The sequence below is a fragment of the Nitrincola alkalisediminis genome (assembly GCF_009821115.1).
GTDB lineage: Bacteria > Pseudomonadota > Gammaproteobacteria > Pseudomonadales > Balneatricaceae > Nitrincola > Nitrincola alkalisediminis.
In genome coordinates, this window is the sequence record NZ_VYTY01000012.1 from 1 (window position 1) to 22,348 (window position 22,348).

The following is a 22,348-nucleotide window of genomic DNA, read 5'->3' on the forward strand; positions in this document are numbered from 1 at the left end:
AGCTGCCATCTTCTTCGACAATCGCGGTCGCCGTAACCGTGTTGCCATTTTTGTCCGTTACCGTGATTTCTAACTCAGAGCCTGGTGGGATATCCGTGGTATCGCCCGTGACTGTAATGCTTGGCCCCGTATTGTCGACTTCAGTCTCAACAATGATTTCAGACTCAACAATATCTAACTCTACTGTTGACTGATCCGTTACAGGATTACCATCGGTATCAGTCGTAGAGGTATCTATGGTAATTGGACCGTCCGTGAGGTCCGTGACATCAACTTCTTCTGAAGTATAACTACCATTTTCCTCAACTACGGCTGATGTTGTTACCGTATTATTGTTTTTGTCTGTAATTACAATTATGACAGTATTTCCGGGTGGCACATTCGTTGTATCACCAGTCACAACAATAGATCCAGTGTTCGGATTATTGACAACCGTTGTCAAGGTACCTGGATCATTTACAGTTGAACCATCAAAAATCAACCCATCAAAACTCTCAGTTCCTGAAATACCGAACTGGAAAGAAAGCGGATCAACAGCTTCAACAATTCGTGTTAACTGAACAAAAGAAGCACCGCCTCCATCTGGTGCACCATCTGTACCAGCGGCAGGAGCCTCTAACTCATCAAGCAAATCACCTTCACCATCAAGAGCTGCCAGAATAGCATCCAACGTAGGATCGACAACGACACTTTCATCAGAAACATCAGGTGCGGTACTGCGCTGAGACGCTGACATTAACAGCGACTGCTCTGAGCCCACCGAAACCTGCTCACCACCAAAGTCAAGAACAGCTTCAGATCCCGTTGCTGTGACTAATGTTTCACCAGGTAGCAACACATCACCAACTTGAAGCAAACGCAAGCTACCATCTATCGATCTTGCCCACACGTCACCAGTCAAACTGGTTACAATAGCTACATAGTTTTCCATAAAATCAGCACCTTAGGTTAAAACTGCATTTGACAAGAGATAATAACAATCACTTATCTATAGGATTTATATGATGTACATACTAATCATTAACTGACAAATAGGTATTGTACCGATGTACAATCTGCATCTTTCTTCATAACATTATTGAAACACAAAAAAATAGATAAGAAAGAAAACACTTTCCCAACACGAATAGTTAAGCCCAGAACAGAACAAAATACGGATAAATTAAAACAAATGATTTATTTTTAAGCGCAGCGACTGTAATAAACCGCAAATCAAAAAAAGCTACAATTCAATGATCCCTAGCAACTATTGTGCACTCTTCCACACTGTTTTATGATAACGTACTTGATTCTAATTACTTAAAAATAAAACAAATCCAAATACAGAAAAAAAAGAAAAAACAGAACTTTCTAGATCGGCTATTCTACTTAACAAGGACTTCGGGAATATGATCAACAGTCGAAAAAGTAACACTCTATGCGCTCTAATTGCTAGTTTATGCTTATACTCCACGAGCACACTTAGTCAAGCTGAAACAGCATCCACCCATTTTCCCGATGTTGTTAAACACGCAATTGAAAGCAATCCAGAAATCCAAGCCAACTGGCACAACTTCATTGCTTCTGGATATGATATTGATGGAGCACGAGGCGGTTACCGCCCAACCATAGATTTTCTTGCATCCTACGGCTTCGAATGGAATGACTACAAATCCAAACGCAGCTACGATGGCGCTTCAGCTCAGATAACACTAACACAGATGCTGTATGACGGATTACGCACGTCTAACGACGTTAAGCGCTTTAGTAATTTTCAACTTGTTCGCTACTTCGAATTGCTTGACAGTATTGAGAACACGACCCTTGCTGCATTAAAAGCCTATGAAGATGTGCTTCGCTTTCGAGAACTCACCAGATTGGCAGAGGAAAACCTTGCTGAGCATATTTCTGTCTACAATCAAATTGAAGAAAGCGCTAGAGCTGGCGTTGCGCGACGTGCTGATTTAGAACAGATCAGTGGCCGACTGTCGCTCGCAGAAACAAACTTGCTCATTGAGCTATCTAACCTTCACGATGTTAGTGCTCGATATTTACGTATTGTTGGCAAACTTCCCGAGGACAACCTCAACACTTTACAACTTAATGACAGTTTAATTCCAACCAGTACTCGAGAAGCCATCAACTTAGCCTATCAAGCCAACCCTGGATTCCAAGCTGCTATTCGTAATCTAGAAGCAGCAAAAGCCAATGAAAAACTCCAAAAAGGATATTTACTTCCAGAGCTTAGCTTCAACGCCAGACACACAACCAGAACTTTTGACTCGCAAGGGTTGAACAACCAAGAGTCGGAAAGCCGTGCAGCGCTTGATTTTCGCTTTAATATTTACAAAGGTGGGCGCGATATTGCCAACATCAATAAAGCGGGTCATGAACGCTTAGCAACGGAGTCTCAGAAAGACAACTCCTGTGTTATTTTACGTGAAGCTGTTCAAACTTCGTTAAACAATATACGTAAGCTTGATGAACAAATTCCATTTTTAAATCAACATCGAATTTCTTCTGACAACGTGCGTACAGCTTACAAAAATCAATTTGATATTGGACAGCGATCTCTACTGGACGTGCTTGACTCAGAGAATGAGTTCTTTCAAGCCAGCCGTGCCTATGTCAATGCACTCGCGGATAGAAATATCGTGGCAGCCGAATCCCTAACACTGACTGGACAACTTCTGACGGCATTAAACATTGTACGTGAGGGCATACCAACTCTTGAAGAACTTAGGGCTGATGATCTAGATCCTAATAATTTTGCTTGTGAAGCCCTTGACATAAAGCAACTTACAACTCAGCGTTAAGATTGATAAGAACGATTTGTCATTTACATGACTATCGATACTACCCAAAGCGATAGTCATGTTATTCACATTTAAGGGACCTTATGTCGACAACAGCAGCTTCAGAAAATCGTGGCGGAATTCTTGTAGATTGCTTATTAATTATTTGTAAGCATCATGACAGAGCCCTTTCACGCGAGTCTGCTATTGCTGGCCTACCGCTTGAAAAGGGCATTCTAACTCCTTCTGTATTCCCTAGATCAGCCAAACGAGCCGATTTATCCTCTCGTTTCTCAAACACAGCTCTGCATTCGATCTTACCTGAAATGCTGCCTGCTATTTTAATTCTCAAAAAGGATAATGCCTGCGTACTATTGGAAATTAACCAAGAATCAAAAACAGCTAAAGTTATATTCCCACAGATCAACTCATCAAAAGCATTAACCGTTCCCATATCAAAACTGGAATCAGGCTATACAGGCAATGTCATTTATGTCAAACCCGAACTTCAATTTGATAAGCGTGCCCCGGAGATTAAACAACTAAAAGAACGTCATTGGTTCTGGAGTGTTATTAAAGACAATCGCCGGATTTATCGTGACGTTATACTATCTGCAATAATGATTAATCTCTTCGCTATTGCCATGCCGCTATTTATCATGAATGTGTACGATAGAGTCGTACCCAATCATGCAACAGATACATTATGGGTGTTGAGCGCCGGTGTATTCCTCGTTCTTTGCTCAGATTTAGTTTTAAAGCTCATGCGAAGCTGGTTTATTGACTTAGCTGCAAGCCGAGCCGATATCAAACTATCATCCTCTATTATGGAGCGTGTGCTGGGCATGAAACTTGTAAATCGCCCTGCATCATCAGGCTCCTTTGCCTCAAATGTACAGTCGTTTGAATCGATCCGAAGCTTTATCGGCTCCATGACAGTCGTTTCACTCGTTGACCTTCCCTTCGTCGCTTTTTTTGCCATTATAATAGCGATTATTGGATGGCCGCTGGTTTTACCCATTCTTTTTGGTGCAACCTTAATTCTCCTATATGCACTCTCAGCACAAAGCAAAATGCATAAGCTCTCCGAAGACTCCATGCGCGCTGGCGCAATGCGAAATGCCACATTGGTTGAAAGCATTTCAAATATTGAAACCTTAAAATGCTTTGGCGGTGAAAGCAAAATCCAATCAATATGGGAAAAAACAACACAATTTTTATCACGCAATACATCTCAGATGCGCTTGATCGCCTCCTCCATCACTAGCGGCGCTCAATGGGTGCAACACAGCGCTGCTGTTTGCATCATTATTATTGGCGTCTATATGATCATTGACGGCCAACTTACTCAAGGCGGCCTTATCGCAGCTTATCTTTTGTCTTCTCGAGCAATGGCCCCTATCAGCCAAGCTGCTGGTCTTTTATCACAGTATCACAACGCCGCAACAGCTATGCAATCTCTTAACGATTTAATGGAGCGTCCCGTAGAGCGGCCTGCAGGGAAAAACTGGGTGAGTCGCCCGAGATTAAAAGGCGATATTGAATTTAAGAATGTTAGTTTTCGCTATCCTGATGACGAAAGACTCGCGTTATCTCGTGTTAGTTTTAAAATCAAGGCTGGTGAGCATGTCGCTATTTTAGGTAGAAATGGCTCTGGCAAAAGCACCTTAGAAAAATTAATACTTGGACTCTACGAACCTGAATCCGGAGCCGTATTAGTTGACGGAGTTGATATTAGACAAATAGACCCTGCAGAACTTAGACGAGATATCGGATACGTCCCGCAGGATATTGCGTTATTCTTTGGCTCATTAAAAGACAATATAATCACCTCATCATCAAATGCTACAGATGAAGAGATTATTCAATCTGCCAACATTAGTGGCTTAGCCCCCTTTATTAATGCTCACCCTGCCGGGTTTGATATGCCTGTGGGTGAAAAAGGACAACTCCTTTCAGGTGGCCAGCGCCAAGCTGTTGCCATCGCACGCGCTGTTATCAACAACCCACCCCTTCTGCTATTAGATGAGCCCACAGGCTCCTTAGACCACTCAAGCGAAGAGTATATAAAACAAAATCTTCAGACGTTTGGTCAAAATAAAACTATGATCATCATCACACATAGAACATCACTGCTTGCACTAGCTGATAGAATTATAGTGATTGATGGCGGCATGATTATGGCGGATGGCCCCAAGAACGATGTAATGGAAGCCTTACGACAAGGGCGCGTCGGGAGTGCATCATAATGGCCGATACTAAAACGTATAAAACAACAGAGCAAAAGGGTTTTGAAAAGCTGGGCACTCTTACAACAAGTGTTGGTGATAAAGGCATATCCGTTATTGAAAAGCTCTTCGGACGCATTTTAAATCAATCGGACAACTCTGACTGGTCCGCTGATGCTGAATGGGCTCATATTCAACAAGAACCGGTCCGCGGTCGACGTCTTTTGTATGTCATGGCCTGCACTCTACTACTCTTAATCATTTGGTCTGCATTTGCCCCCCTAGATGAAGTTGCACGTGGAGATGGAAAGGTGATTCCATCTCAACAACTGCAAATCATACAATCGTTAGATGGCGGCATTGTAGAGGGAATTCTCGTGCGCGAGGGTGAGATTGTTGAACTAGGCCAAACACTGATTAAAATTGACCCAACTCGCTTCATTTCCAGCTTTAGAGAAAGCCGTGCTCAATTTTTAGCCCTAAGCGCTGAGGTTGCTCGTTTGCGCGCCCTAACAGATGGCGTTGAACCGACTTTCTCTGAGGAACTAGAGCGCGAAGCTCCTGAAATTGTTGCACTCGAAAGACGTCTTTACTTTTCAAACCTAGAGGAGCTCCGTGAGCAGAGTGGTATTTTTGAACAACAGCTTGCCCAACGCCAACAAGATCTTCGCGAAGCTCGTGCGGCACGTGATCAGTACGCCCGCTCCCTTTCATTAAGCTCCCGTGAACTTGAGGTCACTCGCCCCTTGCTCAGATCAGGTGCAGTGTCAGATATAGACATCATACGCTTAGAAAGAGAGGTCTCGAATGCTAGAGGTGAAGTTAATCGTGCAGAAGCCGCGATCAGCCGTGCCTCCGCAGCTATAGAAGAAGCCCGCAATAAAATACGAGAAGCTCAACTCAATACATCCAATAAATGGCGTGCCCAACTCTCAGAAAGCCGAGCCAGACTTGAAGCACTCTCTGAGGCAGAAACAGGACTCGCTGATAAAGTGACTCAAACTGACATTCGCTCACCCGTTCGAGGTACCGTACAACGTTTGTTTGTGAATACCGTCGGAGGGGTTATCACACCCGGTAGAGACATTGTAGAGATCATCCCCTTAGATGATGCCCTGATTATTGAAGCAAGGATTCAGCCAAAAGATATCGCATTCATTCGACCAGGGCAGCAAGCCATGATCAAGTTCACGGCCTATGATTTCGCTATTTTTGGCGGCCTAACAGCTGAAGTTCAGCACATAAGTGCTGATACTATAACAGACGAAAAAGATAACACTTATTATCTTGTAAGATTGCAAACACACAACTCCGGCTTCGCAGATGACCTGCTAATCATTCCAGGCATGACAACACAGGTCGATATTATGACAGGCAAAAAAACTGTTCTTGAATACTTACTAAAACCCGTGTTACGTGCGACTTCTCAGGCGATGACAGAACGATGAATATAAAAAATACATTTATTACGGACGATAATCTAAAAATTTCTCGCTGGTCTATGGCATTTCCAGATGCTGAGATTATTTCAACAACACAATTTGAACCACAGTTTCATCAGTCTGACGTTGTCTGGATCGTGGTTGGCATCAAGAATTGGCAATCTCTCATTTCTGGATATACACAGCTGGGAATACCCGTGATTGCATTATCTAAGCGCATGACACTTCCAGAACTCCGTCAAGCTTTAGAAGCAGGTGCACGAGCCTATGTCGAAGCACTGGCTAACGTTAATACATTAAAACAAGTTGCGGAAACGGTAACCAATGGCGCTATGTGGTTACCCGCCCCCCTACTCACGCGTATTATTGGTTCACTATCAAATATACTATCAGAACCAACAAATCGTCAGAAGTCCCCCTTAGACGCTTTAACGCAAAGAGAGCGCCAAGTGACGGAGGCCGTTGCGCAAGGAGCCTCTAATAAAGAAGTTGCGAAGTTATTAAACATTACTGAGCGAACTGTCAAAGCCCATTTAACCTCTATTTATGAAAAACTTCAGGTTAAAGATCGGATGCATTTGATGCTAATCGCTAGAGTCGGGTCTTAGAGACCTTCTTTAATTAACGAGAATAAAGGATGTTCGCATGTACGTTAAACGCAATCACGAAGCAAGAATCATAGCCGTAAGCGTTGAGAAAAGTGCTGACTTTTATGAGTGGATTGAAGATGACGCTAGTGAGCTCATCAGCTTTCTACCTTTTTCAGCACAAGACTCAAAGACGGGTTCACTTGCGTTTAACGATACGGAACTGATCCGTGTTGTTGATGACTTGATAGATCTGCTCACTGAAAAGCAAATCATTCAATTCACAGAGCTTCCTCAAGCGGCTCAGTTAAAGCTGTTACGACGCCAAACACTCAGAAAAAAAACAAATAGATTAGATCTTCTCTCCGAAGACTCAGAAGAGGAGACGATTCATTTAAACTAACACGATACCCGACTAGACTGATTATTAACGGCTGCAATGATTAAGTAATCTTAGCAAGATTGTTGAGTAAAATTGCAGGCAACCTAAAATGTCTCTAAAAGAAACGCCTTCTAGAGCTCAGATGCATGGAAATATGGATATGATAACTCAGCACAAAAAAAAGCTTCTTCCTCGCGTAGTTGCAGGTCTATGCTTATTATCGACAGGTCTTCTAACCCAAGCACACGCAACCACTATTGCTGACATCGCCAAAAGAGCGATTGAAGGCAACCCTGAAGTGCAAGCAAGCTGGCATACGTTTTTAGCCTCCGAATATGATGTTGACATAGCACGCTCAGGCTTTCGCCCCACCTTGGATTTTTTAGCCAGCTATGGCTATGAGTGGCGTGATTACGGCCCAAACAGCAGTTTTGATGGCGGGGCTGCAGAACTGTCAATGACACAGATGCTCTACGATGGTTTTAGAACCTCAAGCGAAGTAAAACGCCTCAGTAGTGCTCAACTCGTTCGGTATTTTGAGCTAATGGGCACCATTGAGTCGACAGCTCTTAACGCGCTCGTTGCGTACGAAGATGTCATGCGCTACCGTGAGCTCGTGAAGCTTGCCGAAGAAAATTTGGCAGAGCATATTTCTGTCTTTAATCAAATTGAAGAAAGTGCTCGCGCAGGCGTAGCAAGACGCGCAGATCTTGAGCAAATCAGTGGACGCTTATCCCTAGCAGAATCAAACCTGTTAACAGAAATGTCTAACTTACATGATGTCAGTGCACGATTCTTAAGAATTGTTGGTGAGTTACCGCCTAGCGATATGTCTCCTATTGGCATGACTTCAAGCCAAATCCCTGCATCTGTTGTTGAAGCATTAAATTTGGCTTACCAAGGCAACCCAGACTTTCATGCTGCGATTCGGAACATCTCAGCCGCCGAAGCTGCTGTAGGGACTGAAAATGCAAACTTCCGCCCACGTGTTAACCTAAATGCACGTTATGGTATGCAAACATTTGACGATGTTGGAAACAGCAACAATCAAGCAGATGGACGTGTTGCTATCGAGTTTCGTTACAATTTACTAAATGGTGGTCGTGACCAGGCCTCATTGCGCAGAGCCTACGAAGAGGTCAATATTGCAAAAGACCTACGTGATAAAGCCTGCGTCGATTTGCGTCAAACCGTTCAGATTGCATATAACGATGTTCAAAAACTTGATTTGCAACTCCCTGCGTTGAATCAGCATCGCTTATCATCTAATAACGTTCGTAATGCCTATAAAAACCAGTTTGATATTGGGCAAAGAACATTATTAGACGTCCTTGACTCTGAGAATGAATACTATCAGGCAAGCCGTGCCTATACGAATGCGCTATATGACAAAAGCATTGCGATGGCAAGAACCTATACAGGCATGGGTCAATTGCTACCCGCACTCAACGTTGTTAGGGACGAACTGCCTTCATTAGCCGAACTAGGTGACGAATCCACTCAATTGGATACCTCTTCTGCCTGTCCAATTATTGAAGTTCCAACACCCGCTCCACGCTTAAGCGCTATGGATCAACAAGAGTCTTCATTACGTCAAAACCTCCAAGGCAGTGGTGTTGATGTTCGTCGTATTGGTGATGCTATACAGTTAATAATGCCTGGTAACATTACGTTTAACACTGATCAATCAACTATACAGCCAACCTTTATTCCGACGCTCAATGAAGTTGCCAAGATTTTAAATGAATACCCAGAGTCACGAGTAACCGTTGAAGGACATACGGATAATCAAGGCTCCCTGCAATACAACCAGCGCCTATCGGAAAGACGCGCGTCCAGTGTAGCAGATTACTTAGTTAGTCAAGGCGTCAATCGTCCCCGATTGAGCACTGCAGGCTACAGCTACAATCGTCCTGTAGCAGATAATGCGACGGCCGCTGGACGTGCTCAAAACCGTCGAGTTGAGATTACCATTCGTTAAGTAAAACAAGGCACTGGAGCGGGCTTTCTTATTTAAAGAGAGCCAACTCCAGGTCCCGTGATTCCATCGACCCCAATTTCTTTTAATCGCTTAGCCTCTTCCTGATTCTGAACACCATCAGCAATTAAGAGCAGGCCTATTGAATGGCCTAACGTACACAAACCTCGCAAAAAAGCTTCGCTCGAACCGCCATCCGCTAAATCTCTAACAAAGGCACTATCGATTTTGATGTAATCTAGTCCCAACTCTTGCAAGCTCTTAATCTTAGCAAAATCAGCCCCTGCTCTCTCTAAACCTAACTTACACCCAGTTTGCCTTGCCATGGCACAGAACTCTTTAAAGACATTTAAGTGCAAAATGGCCGACCGTTCAGGAAACTCTAACCACAGCTGCGAAGCTTGTTGTGGATAGGCATTTAAAACTTCGATCACTTTTTGTCTTGCACCCACATCACACAAGGTCTCAACTGACATGTTTACTGCGATAGAGTGGTGCTTTAACTCAACTCCCTCATCGGACAAGACATGATTAAGCATAGCTAAATCTAATGTGGGCATCATACCTAAGCGACGTGCCCAAGGTATAAAATACCCAGCATTTCTTACAACGCCACCCAACTCAAGTCGCATCATAGCCTCACTTTGAAGTAGGTTATTCTCACTGCTCATAACGGGATAATACACAGCTCTAACACCCTGATGCCCAACCGCTTGATACAAAGCTTGTCTCCACTCATCAGCCGAATGAAAACAGGCATCTATCTGACGCACATCGGACACTTCTCCACAGGTTTTCTCACGCTGCTCTGCAATCGCTAACATGCTATCAAGATGAACAAACAGGGTGGCACGCTTATCCTGCGAGGTAAAATAACAGGCGGCATGAGGAAGCATTATCCGTATGGTCTCATACTGATTTGACAAGTCTAATAATTTTGTTTCCAACGCTGCGGAGATTAAGCGCAAATCACTGGCCTGACTTAACAACAACGCAAAGTCACTTCCATTTAAACGCCCGATATAACCATCACTGTATTGCTCAGTATACTGCTCAGTCAACTCGCGCAGGGCTGACGCAACTTGCTTTAATAATTCATCTGTATGTTTATGTCCCAACGCTTGGTTAATATCGGCCAAGTGATGAACACGCACGAGAAACATCGCATGATGACTATCAGAATCAACGCCACCTAAATGAGCATCCAATAAATTAATAAAATACTCGCGATTGGCAACCCCCGTTAATGGGTCGTGCTGATATTTGTAACGAAGTGCCTCCAATCGCTGAGCTTCACTTTCTAACATCTGGCGAATGCGACTAGATAAAATATTCATAGCCCTTACCACTCGACCAAACTCAAGTGTTTTAGGGACATCCGACATAATAAAGCGCCGCCCGCCGATGGCTTCAGCTTGGGTTACGACATCGTCCAATGGACGCGTAATCACTTTTAGAATGAATGTTCCTAACAGCCCGCAGGTTAACGCCACGGCGGATAACCAGAACAATAAGTTTCGTGTTGTAGCCCATAAAGCCTCATAGGCATAGCGAGTGTGACTCTCGACATACAAGGTACCAAACTGATGCCAACCATCCTGCACCTGAGCGACACCAGGCTCAATACTTAAAGGTGCCAAGCCCAAAAACCAACCGGGTATTTGTGAACCCACTTCTCCCTCATAGAACTTACGTTGCAAGCTATTGCCTTCAGGATCAATCAACTCAATACGGTTATAATGGCCAGTATCAAATTGAGCCGCTATCAACAACTCAAGCGTCACTGGATCCTTCTCTAACTGGGATAGCGTGAGCGCTAGAGAATTGGCATTATCAATATTTTTAAGTGTTAACTGCTCTTCAAAATACGCTTTTGCCGTATAGGTACTGATTGAAAAACTGCTAATGAATGCCAATATCATTAGAACAACAACGGCTATCCATAACTGCTTAATAAGGGACATTAAAAGTGTCCTCCCTCACGATGGTTAAAAACATCATTAAAAACTAACCCCTTCTTGTTGAATTCGATCCAGAACACTTCTCCATCTTGATAAGCGCGCCGTCGAACTGGCCGCGGGTGTTGCAGAATTACCTGCCCACAAACCCTCGCTATTAAAGCTGAATACAGGAGTTAAGTCGGGACGCCTTGAGGCGGGTTCCACTGTCGAGATCAAACTATCCAGAATCAAAGGCTCGGCAGTGGGATGCGGGTAGTAACCAAGAACCATGTGAGCTTCGGTCACAGTGCTTCGCGGGCCACCTGTTCGTGCTCGAACATATATTAATCGCAAATTATTATCGCTAATCCCTGCTTTTCGTAGACTAATGTACTTAGCGATGGCGTAGTCTTCGCAGTCTCCCATCCCTTTCCCTAAGGTTTCAAGAGGACTCGCCCAATAATCCTCAACGCCCCATAGACGAATATCGGTTTGATAGCGAAGGTGACGATGAAAAAACTGATTCACACGCTGAATTTTATCTTGATCGGATAGGGATGCTATCTCGTTCAGCATGCGCTCCCACTCCCGCGAGACACCCACTCTTGAGGCACCATACCGACTTTCCATTAACTGATGAAAGCGTGTAAAATCAATGGCGACACGACTGAAGGCAATAGCGGACAGCTGCCAATAGACCAGCAGCACTGACAGTACCAAAAAGCTGGACACTTTTGCCCAGGTCTTTAACATAACCATTCGTCTTTGTATTTAGACATAACGCTTAACATCCAAGTTTGTCATCTTCAAAGAATTCACCTAGATCGCGTAAAAAAATTTACGTTACAGGAATAAGTACATACCAAGTTAGTATAAACTAAGCTTTCAATTTCACTGACTGATTCTATAGAATACAGCGTCCGTAATAATACTTTAGTCACAGGAGCACTCTATTGGCCTCTAACGTCAACACCACTGAGCCTCAGGTCAATGCATCTGGATCTGACAACTTAGCGCTCATGAAGCAAAATGCTGCTGAAGCAGCACGCCTTCTTAAGGCACTTGGCAACGACAGCCGCCTACTTATTTTATGCTATCTGGATGGAAAAGAGCTATCGGTCAGTGAATTAAATGCCTGTCTAGATCTTAGCCAATCCGCTCTATCACAGCACCTTGCGGTACTTCGCAGAGACGGCTTAGTCAAAACACGTCGCGAGTCGCAGACAATTTATTACTCATTGCATGGTGATAAAGCCATACGATTAATCGGCACCCTCCACGAGATTTTTTGTCCACCAGAAGCCTAAACTCGTAAAAGACCTGAGGCTACTGTTGTAGCCTTAAGCGCTGCCAATCCTCTGAAGGCTCATTTAGCATCATTTTCATATCAACCACATCTTCTTCTGGGTTGTAGCTATTCTTAAATCCCAGCTTTCGAGCTAACCCTTGCATCCCTTTATTCGCTGGTAACGTTGACCCAGCCAACATGAGCGTTCCCTTAGCTCTGCAATACTCTATCACTTTTTCCATTAACACAACACCAAGTCCCTCACCCTGCAAATCATCTCGAACCACTACTGAAAACTCTGCTTTAATATTGTCTGCATCGGTTACTGCCCGGACAACACCCAAAGTTTCCACTCCCTCCCCTTCTAGTTTTGGCGCAGAAACAATCAATGCCATTTCACGATCATAGTCAATCTGAGTCCAATTCGCTAACTCTTGATGCGTGGGTACACCTCGGCTATAGAAATAACGCAGCCGTATTGATTCAGGCGATAGCTGTTTATAAAACTCAAGATGCGCAGGCTCATCTTCTCCACGAATAGCGCGCAATACTGCAGGCCGACCTGATTTCTTTAATTGTATGAACTCGGTTAAGTGCTCTGGATAGGGCGAAACTGCTGGCAGCATAGGGTCCGCCAGAGAAACACATACATCAATTACCAAAATACCTCTCTTATTCAAAAGCAAAGGATTGATCTCCAATGCTTTAATCTCTGGAAGATCTATTGCTAATTGACTCAATTTTATCAAAACATCACATAAATTTTTGATATCGCGCTCTAACCAGTCACTATTCTCCTCAATCACTTTATAAGCACGCGATTCTTTAACCAACTGATAGGCTAAAGCGCTATTCAACGGAGGTAGCATGACTTTTCTATCCGCCATACTATCCACAACATAACCACCTACCCCAAACACAATTAACGGACCAAACACAGCATCCCGCGTAATACCTAAATTTATTTGCAAAGATTGAAAGCCACGTTTCATTTGCTGAATCGCAAACCCAAAGGTCTGCTCAGATCGATACCGCTCACTCACACGGTAGGCTAGTTTTGTAGCTGAATGTCGAACCTCAGGAATAGAATACAAATCGAGCGCTAAGTCCTGCCAACGCATCCGCTCATGTTTTTCATAACTAAATGGATAAATATTGCCCTCATGCAAAGCCTTGATCGCAATTGATCCGCCTAATTGACTGGCAATATCAACAATGGCCGAGATATCTGTTGCATAGTGTGTGTTAGCGGTAGGAATATCATACAAGTCCAATAAATGACACGCTTCAGCATGTGTTAGGTAATCTCGATCACTCTCTTTGGCTTGCTGAATCAAATCATAGGCTCGCTTGCGATTTGGGGCATTGTCTAACTGATAAGGTGCTGGCGTTTGTCGCATGACGGCTTGATTACGGTGGTATTCAACCATGTACATAAACGCGTCAATCGCTTCCTCCGGCGTCAAAAACGTTGTAATACCTGCACTATTGCACGTATTACGTGCGGCTATCGCGGTTTCTCTTCCCATCCAGCAGGTTAAAACATTACGAGGGGTTTTACGAACGGCTTTAATCACCTCAGTTGCCGTAGCAACACTTGGCGCAAATCGTGTCGGCGCATGGATGGTCAAAATAACATCCACCTCAGGATCCTTGCTTAAAATACTAATGGCATCAGCATACTGTGCTGGCGTTGCATCGACATTGAGGTCAATAGGGTTCATACCATTCCAATGGCCGGGCAACTTATCAGCAAGAAGCTTGACCGTCTCGGGACTAAGCTGAGACAACTGACCTTGTTTGCGAATCAAACGATCATTGGCTAGAGCATTTGGCCCCATGCCATTGGCAACGATAGCAATCCGCTCACCGCGCATGGGCTTCATACGGGTTAATGTTTCAAGCGCATTAAAAAGATGGTCTGACGTTTCAACTCGAACAACACCTGCGCGCTTAAGCGCAGCATCAAATGCCAAATCAGCATTACTTAAGCCATCCGCCACGTCAACTTTAATCCGACCATCGTTGATAACACCGGACTTCAACACCAATACCAGCTTGTTTCGAGAAGCCGCACGTAATGCCGAAATAAAGTTACGAGATGTTCCAATGACGCGATCCATCTGAAGTAAAATGGCGTGAGTTGTAGGCTCGCCTGCTAGATAATCGATGATTGAAGGCACATCAACATCTATACCGTCACCGAGCGTCAGAAAGTGAGAAAAACCAACCTCCTGCCCATTGGCCCAATCAATCATAGCGGCACCAATCAACCCCGATTGCCCTATATACGCAACTCGCCCTTTTTTAATATTGATATGAGATGAACTTGCGTTCATTTTTGAACCCGGCACCAACAAACCAATACAATCCGGCCCCAGAATTCGAATACCAAAAGAGCGCGCAGCATCTTTAACTTCATCTTTGACGCTCTTGTGCGTAGCTGAAGGAAGATACGCTAACCCAGAGGTGAGTATCATAGCCGCCTTAACTTGATAGGCTCCCAATTTACGCACCCAGGAGGCAACTTGCTGAGCGGGCGCACAAATAATTGCAAGATCTGGCACCTCAGGGAAAGATGCTAGAGAGTCGTAGCACTTAACGCCTGCAATACAAGAATCCCCATCCTCCCCTATGGCCATTAGCGGCCCAGCAAAACCGCTGTCAATCAAGTTTCCTAAGACTATATTTCCAAGGTTATTTGACTCGGCCGTGGCACCAAACACTGCGATAGAACGAGGCTTGAAGAAACGCTTGAGGTATTTGGTTGACATGTCGTTTACCTTACTCAATGTTAGTCTTAGGATCTTCATTTATGCTATCTTACGCGCTTAGCAACTGCAGCAAAAGTACAAATATCCCCATATAGCTGATGCACATCAATTGAAACAAGGGTAGTCGCTTAGTGTTAAAGTACAACTGCTAAATGGCGCAAGATCTCAATGTTTAGGTGTTCATTTTTCTTAGTTAAGAGTATTGATGCATAATACTTCATTAAGTTTTAAACTTAGGCTACAGAACAACCTATTGATCGATACGCTAACGAACATACGGAGAGCTTCATGCGCGAAAAACAAACGGAACTTGATTTAGCAATTAAATGCTGTCGCTCCAGTTTTATCCATGTCGGAATTTTTAGCCTCTGTATCAATCTTTTGATGCTTGTTCCTGCTTTATACATGTTGCAAGTGTATGACCGTGTTATTGCAAGCGGCAGTGAATCAACACTTCTGATGCTGACACTGATTATGGTGGTTTTATTAACAACAATGGGCATACTGGAATGGGTTCGTTCCAGCATCATGCAAAAAGTTAGCAACCGCTTAAACCACCAACTATCACCAAAAATGTTTGATGTCAGCTACCGCCAAGCACTCTATTCAGGCGGAACATTGGTCTCCTCCCAACCCCTTAAGGATCTCAACGGAATACGTCAATTCTTATCTAGCAATGGCCTGTTTGCATTCTTTGACTCACCTTGGGTTCCTGTATACATCTTTATCCTATACCTCTTTCATCCGTGGATAGGTAGCATGGCACTCGGCAGCGTGATCATCTTAACGGGCTTGGCTCTGCTCAACGAAAAAGTCACACAATCCGCTCAAGCAGCTGCAAATAAAGAACTCACTCAAGCCGCTAACTCGGTTAGTAAAAACTTACATAATGCCGAAGTTATTGAATCCATGGGGATGCTGTCCCACATTCGCCATCGATGGTCCGTTAAGAACAAATCAGCACAAGCGTTTCAAATTCTCGCAAACGAACGTGCCGCTATCCTCTCTTCCGTCTCTAAAACCTTTCGGATCATCATTCAATCGCTCGTCCTAGGACTCGGCGCTTACCTCGCCTTGCAGCAGGCGATATCGCCCGGAATGATGATCGCAGGCTCGATTCTGTTAGGACGCGCTTTAGCACCGATAGATCAAATGATCGGCGTTTGGAAACACTTTATTACGGTCAGGGAGCAGTATGCGCGCTTGCACAACACGCTTGAAACCGACATAGGCCCACACGAGCAAATGTCACTGCCTGAACCGATTGGCGAAATTACAGCTGAAAACGCAGTCATCTGCGCTCCAGGGTCTCGAGTTCCCATCTTAAAAGGCTTGTCTTTTTATGTTGCGCCTGGCGATATGATTGGTGTCATAGGTCCAAGCGCAGCCGGAAAATCCACCTTCGCAAGAGCCCTATTGGGCATTTGGCCAGCGTTAAGTGGAAAAATCAGACTGGATGGTGCGGACATTTTCACATGGGACCGTGAGGAGCTTGGTCCTCACATTGGATACCTCCCACAAGACATAGAGCTTTTCGAAGGAACCATTAGCGATAACATTGCTCGCTTTGGCAAAGCAGATCCTAAAGAAGTCGTCACAGCCGCTCGATTAGCCGGTGTCCATGACATGATTCTTCGACTGCCGGACGGGTATGATACGTACATTAGCACACAAGGAGGTACGCTCTCAGGTGGTCAACGTCAACGAATTGGGCTTGCGCGCGCACTGTATGGGAAACCAAAATTTGTAGTACTTGATGAACCTAACTCAAATTTAGATCATCAAGGAGAAGCCGCGCTTGCACAAACCCTGAAGTACTTAAAACGCATTCGTGCAACCGTCTTTATCATCACCCATCGAACAAATGTTCTCAGTCTTGTCGACAAACTCATGGTATTAAATCAAGGCACTCTAACGCTCTATGGACCTAGAGATAGAGTTATTGCTGAGCTCAACAAAGCCAACGCAGGGCAAATTAGCCAACAAAACAACCCAAGCACCTCAGATGCTAAAGAGGCGGAATAGACATGAAACTACCTTCCCTCTCGCCTTTGCCCATTTTATCCGCGGAAGATACCGAGACAGCACGCGCACTGTCTGACGCGCATCCCAAACGCTTAGGGTATATTCTTTTACTGCTGACCTTCGGTATTTTTGGAACCTGGGCAAGCTTAGCGCCCCTTGAAGGTGCGGCACATGCGCCTGGGATAGTAACCGTTGAGAATTATCGAAAGACCGTTCAACACTACGAAGGAGGACGTGTTAATTCTCTTCATGTACGAGAAGGGGATTGGGTTGATGAAGGAGCGCTCCTACTCACTTTAGATGATACGCAGTTTCGCGCAGAACTAGACATTATCGGCGGTCAACTGCTTGCCAGCCGAGCCAGTGAAGCCAGGCTTCGAGCCGAACGCGATAAGCTCGACTCGATTGTCTTTCCAGATGATTTTGATAGAAACGATACAAGAGTAAGCGAAACATTAGCCAATGAGCAGCAATTGTTTGCAGCACGTCAAAACTCGCATCAAGGTGAAATCGACGTTTTAAAACAACGCATCAATCAGCTTGAAGAGCAAATACGTGGCTTAGAAGCAATTTCTCGTAGCAAACAGTCTTTAATTTCCTCTTATCAATCTGAACTTCAAGACTTAAATCGCTTACTGGCCAATGGCTTTGTTGATCGCCACCGTTTGAAAATAGTCGAACGCAATATTTCGGAGCTTCAGGGAGAGGTTGCCGAAAACCGAGCCATGATAGCTGGTATCCGAGTTCAACAAGGCGAAACTCAGCTACAAATCCTTTTGGTTGAAAAAGAATACCATACCCAGATAGTTAATCAGATTTCAGATATCCAAACTCGCATCTTTGACCTTCGAAAACGCTATGAGGCCACGCTAGACCGAGTGGAAAGAACTCATGTTTTTTCACCCGAATCAGGTCGCGTCATAGGCATGAAAGTCAACACTATCGGGAGCGTTGTGCAACCGGGAACTCAGATAATGGATATTGTTCCAGATACCGTGGACTTAATTATTGAAGCCCAGATATCGCCTGTTGACATAGATCGCGTTTTTACGGGCAAACTGGCAGACATTCGCTTTAGTAGCTTTAAAGCTGCCACTACACCGGTTATTCAAGCACAAGTCGTTCACATCTCGGCGGATAGACTTATAAACGAACAAACGGGCGCCTCCTACTTTTTAAGTCGTTTAGAATTGACAGAAACCGGACACAAAATGCTAGAAGACCATCAGCTGTCCCTAGTACCAGGCATGCCCGCAGAAGTGTTGATCAATACAGGACAAAGAACCCTTCTTCAATATCTGACTCAACCCATCACCAACACTCTCGCGAGATCATTTATTGAGGATTAACACAACTCCAGCTGTTTAAAATCTAAAGGTACAATATTAGTACAATACATTTATAGTCTATAATCGAAGCAACGTTTCACCAATCTAAACACATTAACAAGGAGCAAAGACATGTCTCTCTTAAAAGGCATCGTTAACTTACTGACTGGCAACGGTCAAAAAGTGATTGGTACTAAAGATAACGATCAGATTACCGTTGACGGAGATGTCAACATCGCAAAGCTGAAAGCAGGTGACGACACTCTTAATGTGTCTGGAAATGCTGACTTTATCAGCGCGGGATCTGGGAATGATACCGTCAACGTCCAAGGTAATGCAGGCCATGTTTACCTAGGCAAAGGCGATGATGAATTAAATATTGGCGGAGACCTGAAAAAAGTGTTTGCAGGCTCCGGAGACGACACAATCAATGTGGATGGCAACCTTGGCAAAGCGTTTCTTGGAAAAGGTGATGACGAATTAAATGTTGCTGGTAGTGCTGGAATCATTTTTGCCGGATGTGGCGACGACAAAGTAAAGGTTGATGGCAACTCAGGCCTTGTGTCACTTGGTTTTGGCGATGACGAATTAGACATCGGCGGCAACTCCAAAATTGTGTTTGCCGGCCCTGGCGATGACAGTGTAAAAATCGGTGGTGATTCTGGCAAAGCCTTTCTTGGAAGCGGCGATGACACCCTTTGCGTTGATGGCAACTCTGGATTTGTTTCAGCCGGATCAGGTAATGATACTGTCAACATTCAAGGTAATTCGGGTATAGCGTTTTTGGGCAGTGGCGACGATTGCATCGAAGTCGGTGGAAGCTCGAAACTCATTTTCGCTGGTTCAGGCAATGACACCGTTGTCGTTGATCAGAATGCCAAATTCACTTCGCTAGGTAGTGGCAATGATCAGCTCTACGTCGGCGGCGATGCAGGCAAGGTCACATCTTGGAAAGGTGACAACCAAGTGATGGTTGAAGGCAACCTGAAAAGCGCATGGTTTGCACTGGGATCAAATGATCTTTATGTTGGAGGTGACTCCACTGGAATCATTCGCACTGGCGCAAAAGACGATCTTGTCTGGATTGAAGGCAATGCCAATAAAATTTTTGCAGGCCTTGGTAATGATAAAGTCTATGTTGCTGGCTCTGCTAATTACGTCGACATGGGCTTTGGTAACAATGAGGCCAGCATTGGAACACTCAATAAGGTCTTTAAGAGCTGGGCTGGCAACGACAAAGTCGTGATTGGAACGAATGATGGCTGTGTAAGCACGGGTGCAGGGAAAGATCAGGTATACATAGGCATCAATAACGGAAATGTGGATCTTGGCCTTGGCAATGATACCCTAACCTTAGGGTCCTTCGAGAATGGCAGCTATGCCAACGGTGGACTGGGCTATGATGTATTGAACATTGTCGGCGATGCAGACAACTTCTCAATCAAATCTAAATGGGGCTACCAATACATTACAGATTTGACCAGCAATGCCACAATGAAAACCAAAAACTTCCAAGAGATCAATTTCATAGATGATGCAACTGACAATCTAATCTCTGACTTCGACCTAAGCTTCACTAAGGATCTGAAAGCTCTGTCTTGCGGGTGCACAGGCGATGTAATCACCCTCTAATTCTTCTGCAGCAAGATCTACAAAAAGCAGGCCGAGTGCCTGCTTTTTGCTGTCTTTATCTTTTGGATCAACATAAATAGTTTTTCACATACTCCAACAATAAACCTTATAAAATATTTCAATTTTGCTAGCTGCCGTTTCAGCACTATATTCCCGTTTAAGGGGAAACAAAGCGGGATATAAGCCTATATCACGTTTTAAACCTTAAACTTGGATATCAGCAATTAAATTGCTATTTATTAACACTTGTCTGTGAGAGCAGAGCCGATGGGCACAAAAATCCGTGTCGATCAGGTCCCTATCGATGAGATAGAGGACTGGAACGAACAATTTTCAGAAGATGAAGATACAGGCCGCAGCCGTTTAAAATACAATGGAAAGCGTCGTCGTCAAATTGAAGACCTCATGGAAGAACGTCGTTTAATGAAACAAATAAGCGATGTCTTTGATGTGGCTGATGATCGTCTGTAACGTCTGATCACTTCTTCAAACCAACCGGATTATATACATCCGGTTGGTTTGTGTGGTCTTTGATCCTTAAGCTGCAGCACAAATGACATCGCCATGATCTTCTTGCTCTATAAGCGCGTGATGTAAAGCTTTAACGGCCCCTTCGTAATCACCTTCATCTACTATACACTGCATCTCAACTTGCCGTATCGATTGGTGTAAAGCTTGAATGCTAATATTATGCTTGGCCAATGCCGACACGGTTTTCGCTAAGATCCCTGACACTTTAAGATCCGAACCTATAGCCGATACAATCGCTACTTTATGCAACGTCACATCGGCACCTGAATACGCATCAGCAACTAAACGAACAGCTCTGTTCACCATTTTCCGTGAGCCTGCGACATAATACGTAATACTATTCGCATCCGAATCTCGATTAACAACATACAGTTTCAACTGATGCAACAGTGCCGATAGTTCAATGTCATATTGACTATCCCCTAGCATATCTTGATCAAAGATTTCGATAGCGAAGACATTGCGACGCCCGGCTATGATTTCAACACAGGGCTCGGCGCTCTTATAATCCTGGGTAATCAACGTCCCTGTATGATGAGGCTCAAACGCATTTTTTATGCGCAACTTAATGCCTTTTTGGCGTAACCCTTTTGCTGCTTTTGGGTGTATAGCCTCCATCCCTAGGTTAGACAACTGATCCGCAACATCATAATTTGTGCGCCCTATGGTCACTATTTTATCAACACCAACCACAGCAGGGTCTGCGCTGCTTAAGTGATACTCTTTATGAATAATTGCTTCAGCCGCTTGGGTCAATGTTGCGATTTTACTAAAGGTCATTTCACTATAACCACGATCAAACACCTTCATTACACCCTCTTTGCAGTGGGTATAACCTGTTACGATCGGCAATTCCGTTACCAAATCAACCTTTGCAAAATGCTCAATAATTGTCTCGTCAAAGGACTTAGGCTGACTCTGGTGCCAACCGGACAAGTCAATCAGCTTGGCATTAACACCTTCATTTTGTAAGGCTAATACAGTATTAAACGCACTATGACTTTCACCTAAAGACGCTAACATTTCTCTCACTTTCAGCAAGTGCTCGTCGAGCTGAAAGTGGCCACATGCGCATAACGATTGCAAACTCTTCATCCATGCTATGGCTTCATCAATTCGTGTGCTAATAAATGCATCTGACTGCTTACACACGCCTGGTTCAAACAGACTGGCATTGATCTCTAGCATTTGCGAGCGAACCAACTCTAGTGCTTGTATCCAAGCCGTCTCATTTTCGGCTTCGGCAAAACTGGCATAAACACCAGGCTCACCTGTTTTTTTATGTTCCAGTAAACGATTGGTTATCCCAGCATAAGCGGATACAACAAAGATGCGTTGATATAATTCAGCACCTTGACGCTCACCAATTAAAATAGTCTTTAACAATTCATCAAAGCGACTCATAGACGTGCCGCCAATTTTTTCAACCGTGTGCATGT

Annotated in this window: 16 protein-coding genes; 11 read left to right on the forward strand and 5 right to left on the reverse strand. The window is 44.2% G+C overall.

The window, feature by feature from the left end; translation table 11 throughout:
• A partial coding sequence (locus tag F5971_RS15535; protein ID WP_193495888.1) for a retention module-containing protein occupies window positions 1-931 on the reverse strand: 931 nt, incomplete at its 3' end.
• A gap of 457 nt (window positions 932-1,388) precedes the next feature.
• On the opposite strand from F5971_RS15535, the gene F5971_RS15540 reads away from it, so the two are divergent.
• From F5971_RS15540 to F5971_RS18585, 6 genes are all read left to right on the forward strand, one after another.
• Window positions 1,389-2,795, forward strand: a complete 1,407-nt coding sequence (locus F5971_RS15540; protein ID WP_193495890.1) for a TolC family outer membrane protein — start codon at window positions 1,389-1,391, stop codon at window positions 2,793-2,795.
• An 83-nt stretch (window positions 2,796-2,878) separates the two neighbouring features.
• Window positions 2,879-5,023, forward strand: a complete 2,145-nt coding sequence (locus tag F5971_RS15545; protein ID WP_193495892.1) for a type I secretion system permease/ATPase — start codon at window positions 2,879-2,881, stop codon at window positions 5,021-5,023.
• The gene (locus tag F5971_RS15550) at window positions 5,023-6,450 is read left to right on the forward strand and encodes an HlyD family type I secretion periplasmic adaptor subunit (protein ID WP_036509855.1); all 1,428 of its coding nucleotides are present in this window, start codon (window positions 5,023-5,025) and stop codon (window positions 6,448-6,450) included. Before F5971_RS15545 ends, F5971_RS15550 begins: the two co-directional genes overlap by 1 nt.
• The gene (locus F5971_RS15555) at window positions 6,447-7,052 is read left to right on the forward strand and encodes a response regulator transcription factor (protein WP_051514333.1); all 606 of its coding nucleotides are present in this window, start codon (window positions 6,447-6,449) and stop codon (window positions 7,050-7,052) included. Before F5971_RS15550 ends, F5971_RS15555 begins: the two co-directional genes overlap by 4 nt.
• A 37-nt stretch (window positions 7,053-7,089) precedes the next feature.
• Window positions 7,090-7,434 (forward strand): hypothetical protein, encoded by a 345-nt coding sequence (locus tag F5971_RS15560; protein ID WP_036509852.1) that lies wholly within the window; start codon window positions 7,090-7,092, stop codon window positions 7,432-7,434.
• Between the two features lie 139 nt (window positions 7,435-7,573).
• Window positions 7,574-9,394 carry a YiaD family glycine zipper/OmpA-like lipoprotein gene (locus F5971_RS18585; RefSeq protein ID WP_281348327.1) on the forward strand — a complete coding sequence of 607 codons (1,821 nt, stop codon included), beginning with the start codon at window positions 7,574-7,576 and terminating at the stop codon, window positions 9,392-9,394.
• A 32-nt stretch (window positions 9,395-9,426) separates the two neighbouring features.
• On the opposite strand, the gene F5971_RS15570 is transcribed toward F5971_RS18585, so the two are convergent.
• Complete coding sequence (locus F5971_RS15570) at window positions 9,427-11,355, reverse strand: bifunctional diguanylate cyclase/phosphodiesterase (RefSeq protein WP_036509849.1); 1,929 nt, start codon at window positions 11,353-11,355, stop codon at window positions 9,427-9,429.
• A gap of 36 nt (window positions 11,356-11,391) precedes the next feature.
• Window positions 11,392-12,084: a transglutaminase-like cysteine peptidase gene (locus F5971_RS15575; protein ID WP_036509907.1), complete on the reverse strand. Its 693-nt coding sequence runs from the start codon at window positions 12,082-12,084 to the stop codon at window positions 11,392-11,394.
• A gap of 266 nt (window positions 12,085-12,350) precedes the next feature.
• Here F5971_RS15575 and F5971_RS15580 point away from each other — a divergent pair, with 266 nt between their 5' ends.
• Window positions 12,351-12,638, forward strand: coding sequence for an ArsR/SmtB family transcription factor (locus tag F5971_RS15580; RefSeq protein ID WP_193496019.1), 288 nt, complete (start codon window positions 12,351-12,353; stop codon window positions 12,636-12,638).
• Between the two features lie 19 nt (window positions 12,639-12,657).
• Here F5971_RS15580 and F5971_RS15585 read toward each other — a convergent pair whose 3' ends face one another.
• Complete coding sequence (locus F5971_RS15585; protein WP_193495894.1) at window positions 12,658-15,393, reverse strand: bifunctional acetate--CoA ligase family protein/GNAT family N-acetyltransferase; 2,736 nt, start codon at window positions 15,391-15,393, stop codon at window positions 12,658-12,660.
• A 288-nt stretch (window positions 15,394-15,681) separates the two neighbouring features.
• Between F5971_RS15585 and F5971_RS15590 the strand changes: the two genes are divergently transcribed.
• From F5971_RS15590 to F5971_RS15605, 4 genes are all read left to right on the forward strand, one after another.
• Window positions 15,682-17,418 (forward strand): type I secretion system permease/ATPase, encoded by a 1,737-nt coding sequence (locus F5971_RS15590; RefSeq protein WP_193495896.1) that lies wholly within the window; start codon window positions 15,682-15,684, stop codon window positions 17,416-17,418.
• A gap of 2 nt (window positions 17,419-17,420) precedes the next feature.
• A complete protein-coding gene (locus tag F5971_RS15595) occupies window positions 17,421-18,767 on the forward strand; it encodes an HlyD family type I secretion periplasmic adaptor subunit (protein WP_193495898.1) in 1,347 nt (448 codons plus the stop codon).
• Window positions 18,768-18,878: 111 nt separating this feature from the next.
• Window positions 18,879-20,378: a calcium-binding protein gene (locus tag F5971_RS15600; RefSeq protein WP_193495900.1), complete on the forward strand. Its 1,500-nt coding sequence runs from the start codon at window positions 18,879-18,881 to the stop codon at window positions 20,376-20,378.
• A 267-nt stretch (window positions 20,379-20,645) separates the two neighbouring features.
• Window positions 20,646-20,849: a PA3496 family putative envelope integrity protein gene (locus tag F5971_RS15605; RefSeq protein WP_193495902.1), complete on the forward strand. Its 204-nt coding sequence runs from the start codon at window positions 20,646-20,648 to the stop codon at window positions 20,847-20,849.
• 66 nt (window positions 20,850-20,915) lie between these two features.
• Here the strand turns inward: F5971_RS15605 and F5971_RS15610 are convergent, their stop codons facing one another.
• A complete protein-coding gene (locus F5971_RS15610; protein WP_193495904.1) occupies window positions 20,916-22,346 on the reverse strand; it encodes an aspartate kinase in 1,431 nt (476 codons plus the stop codon).
• Window positions 22,347-22,348: the final 2 nt, after the last annotated feature.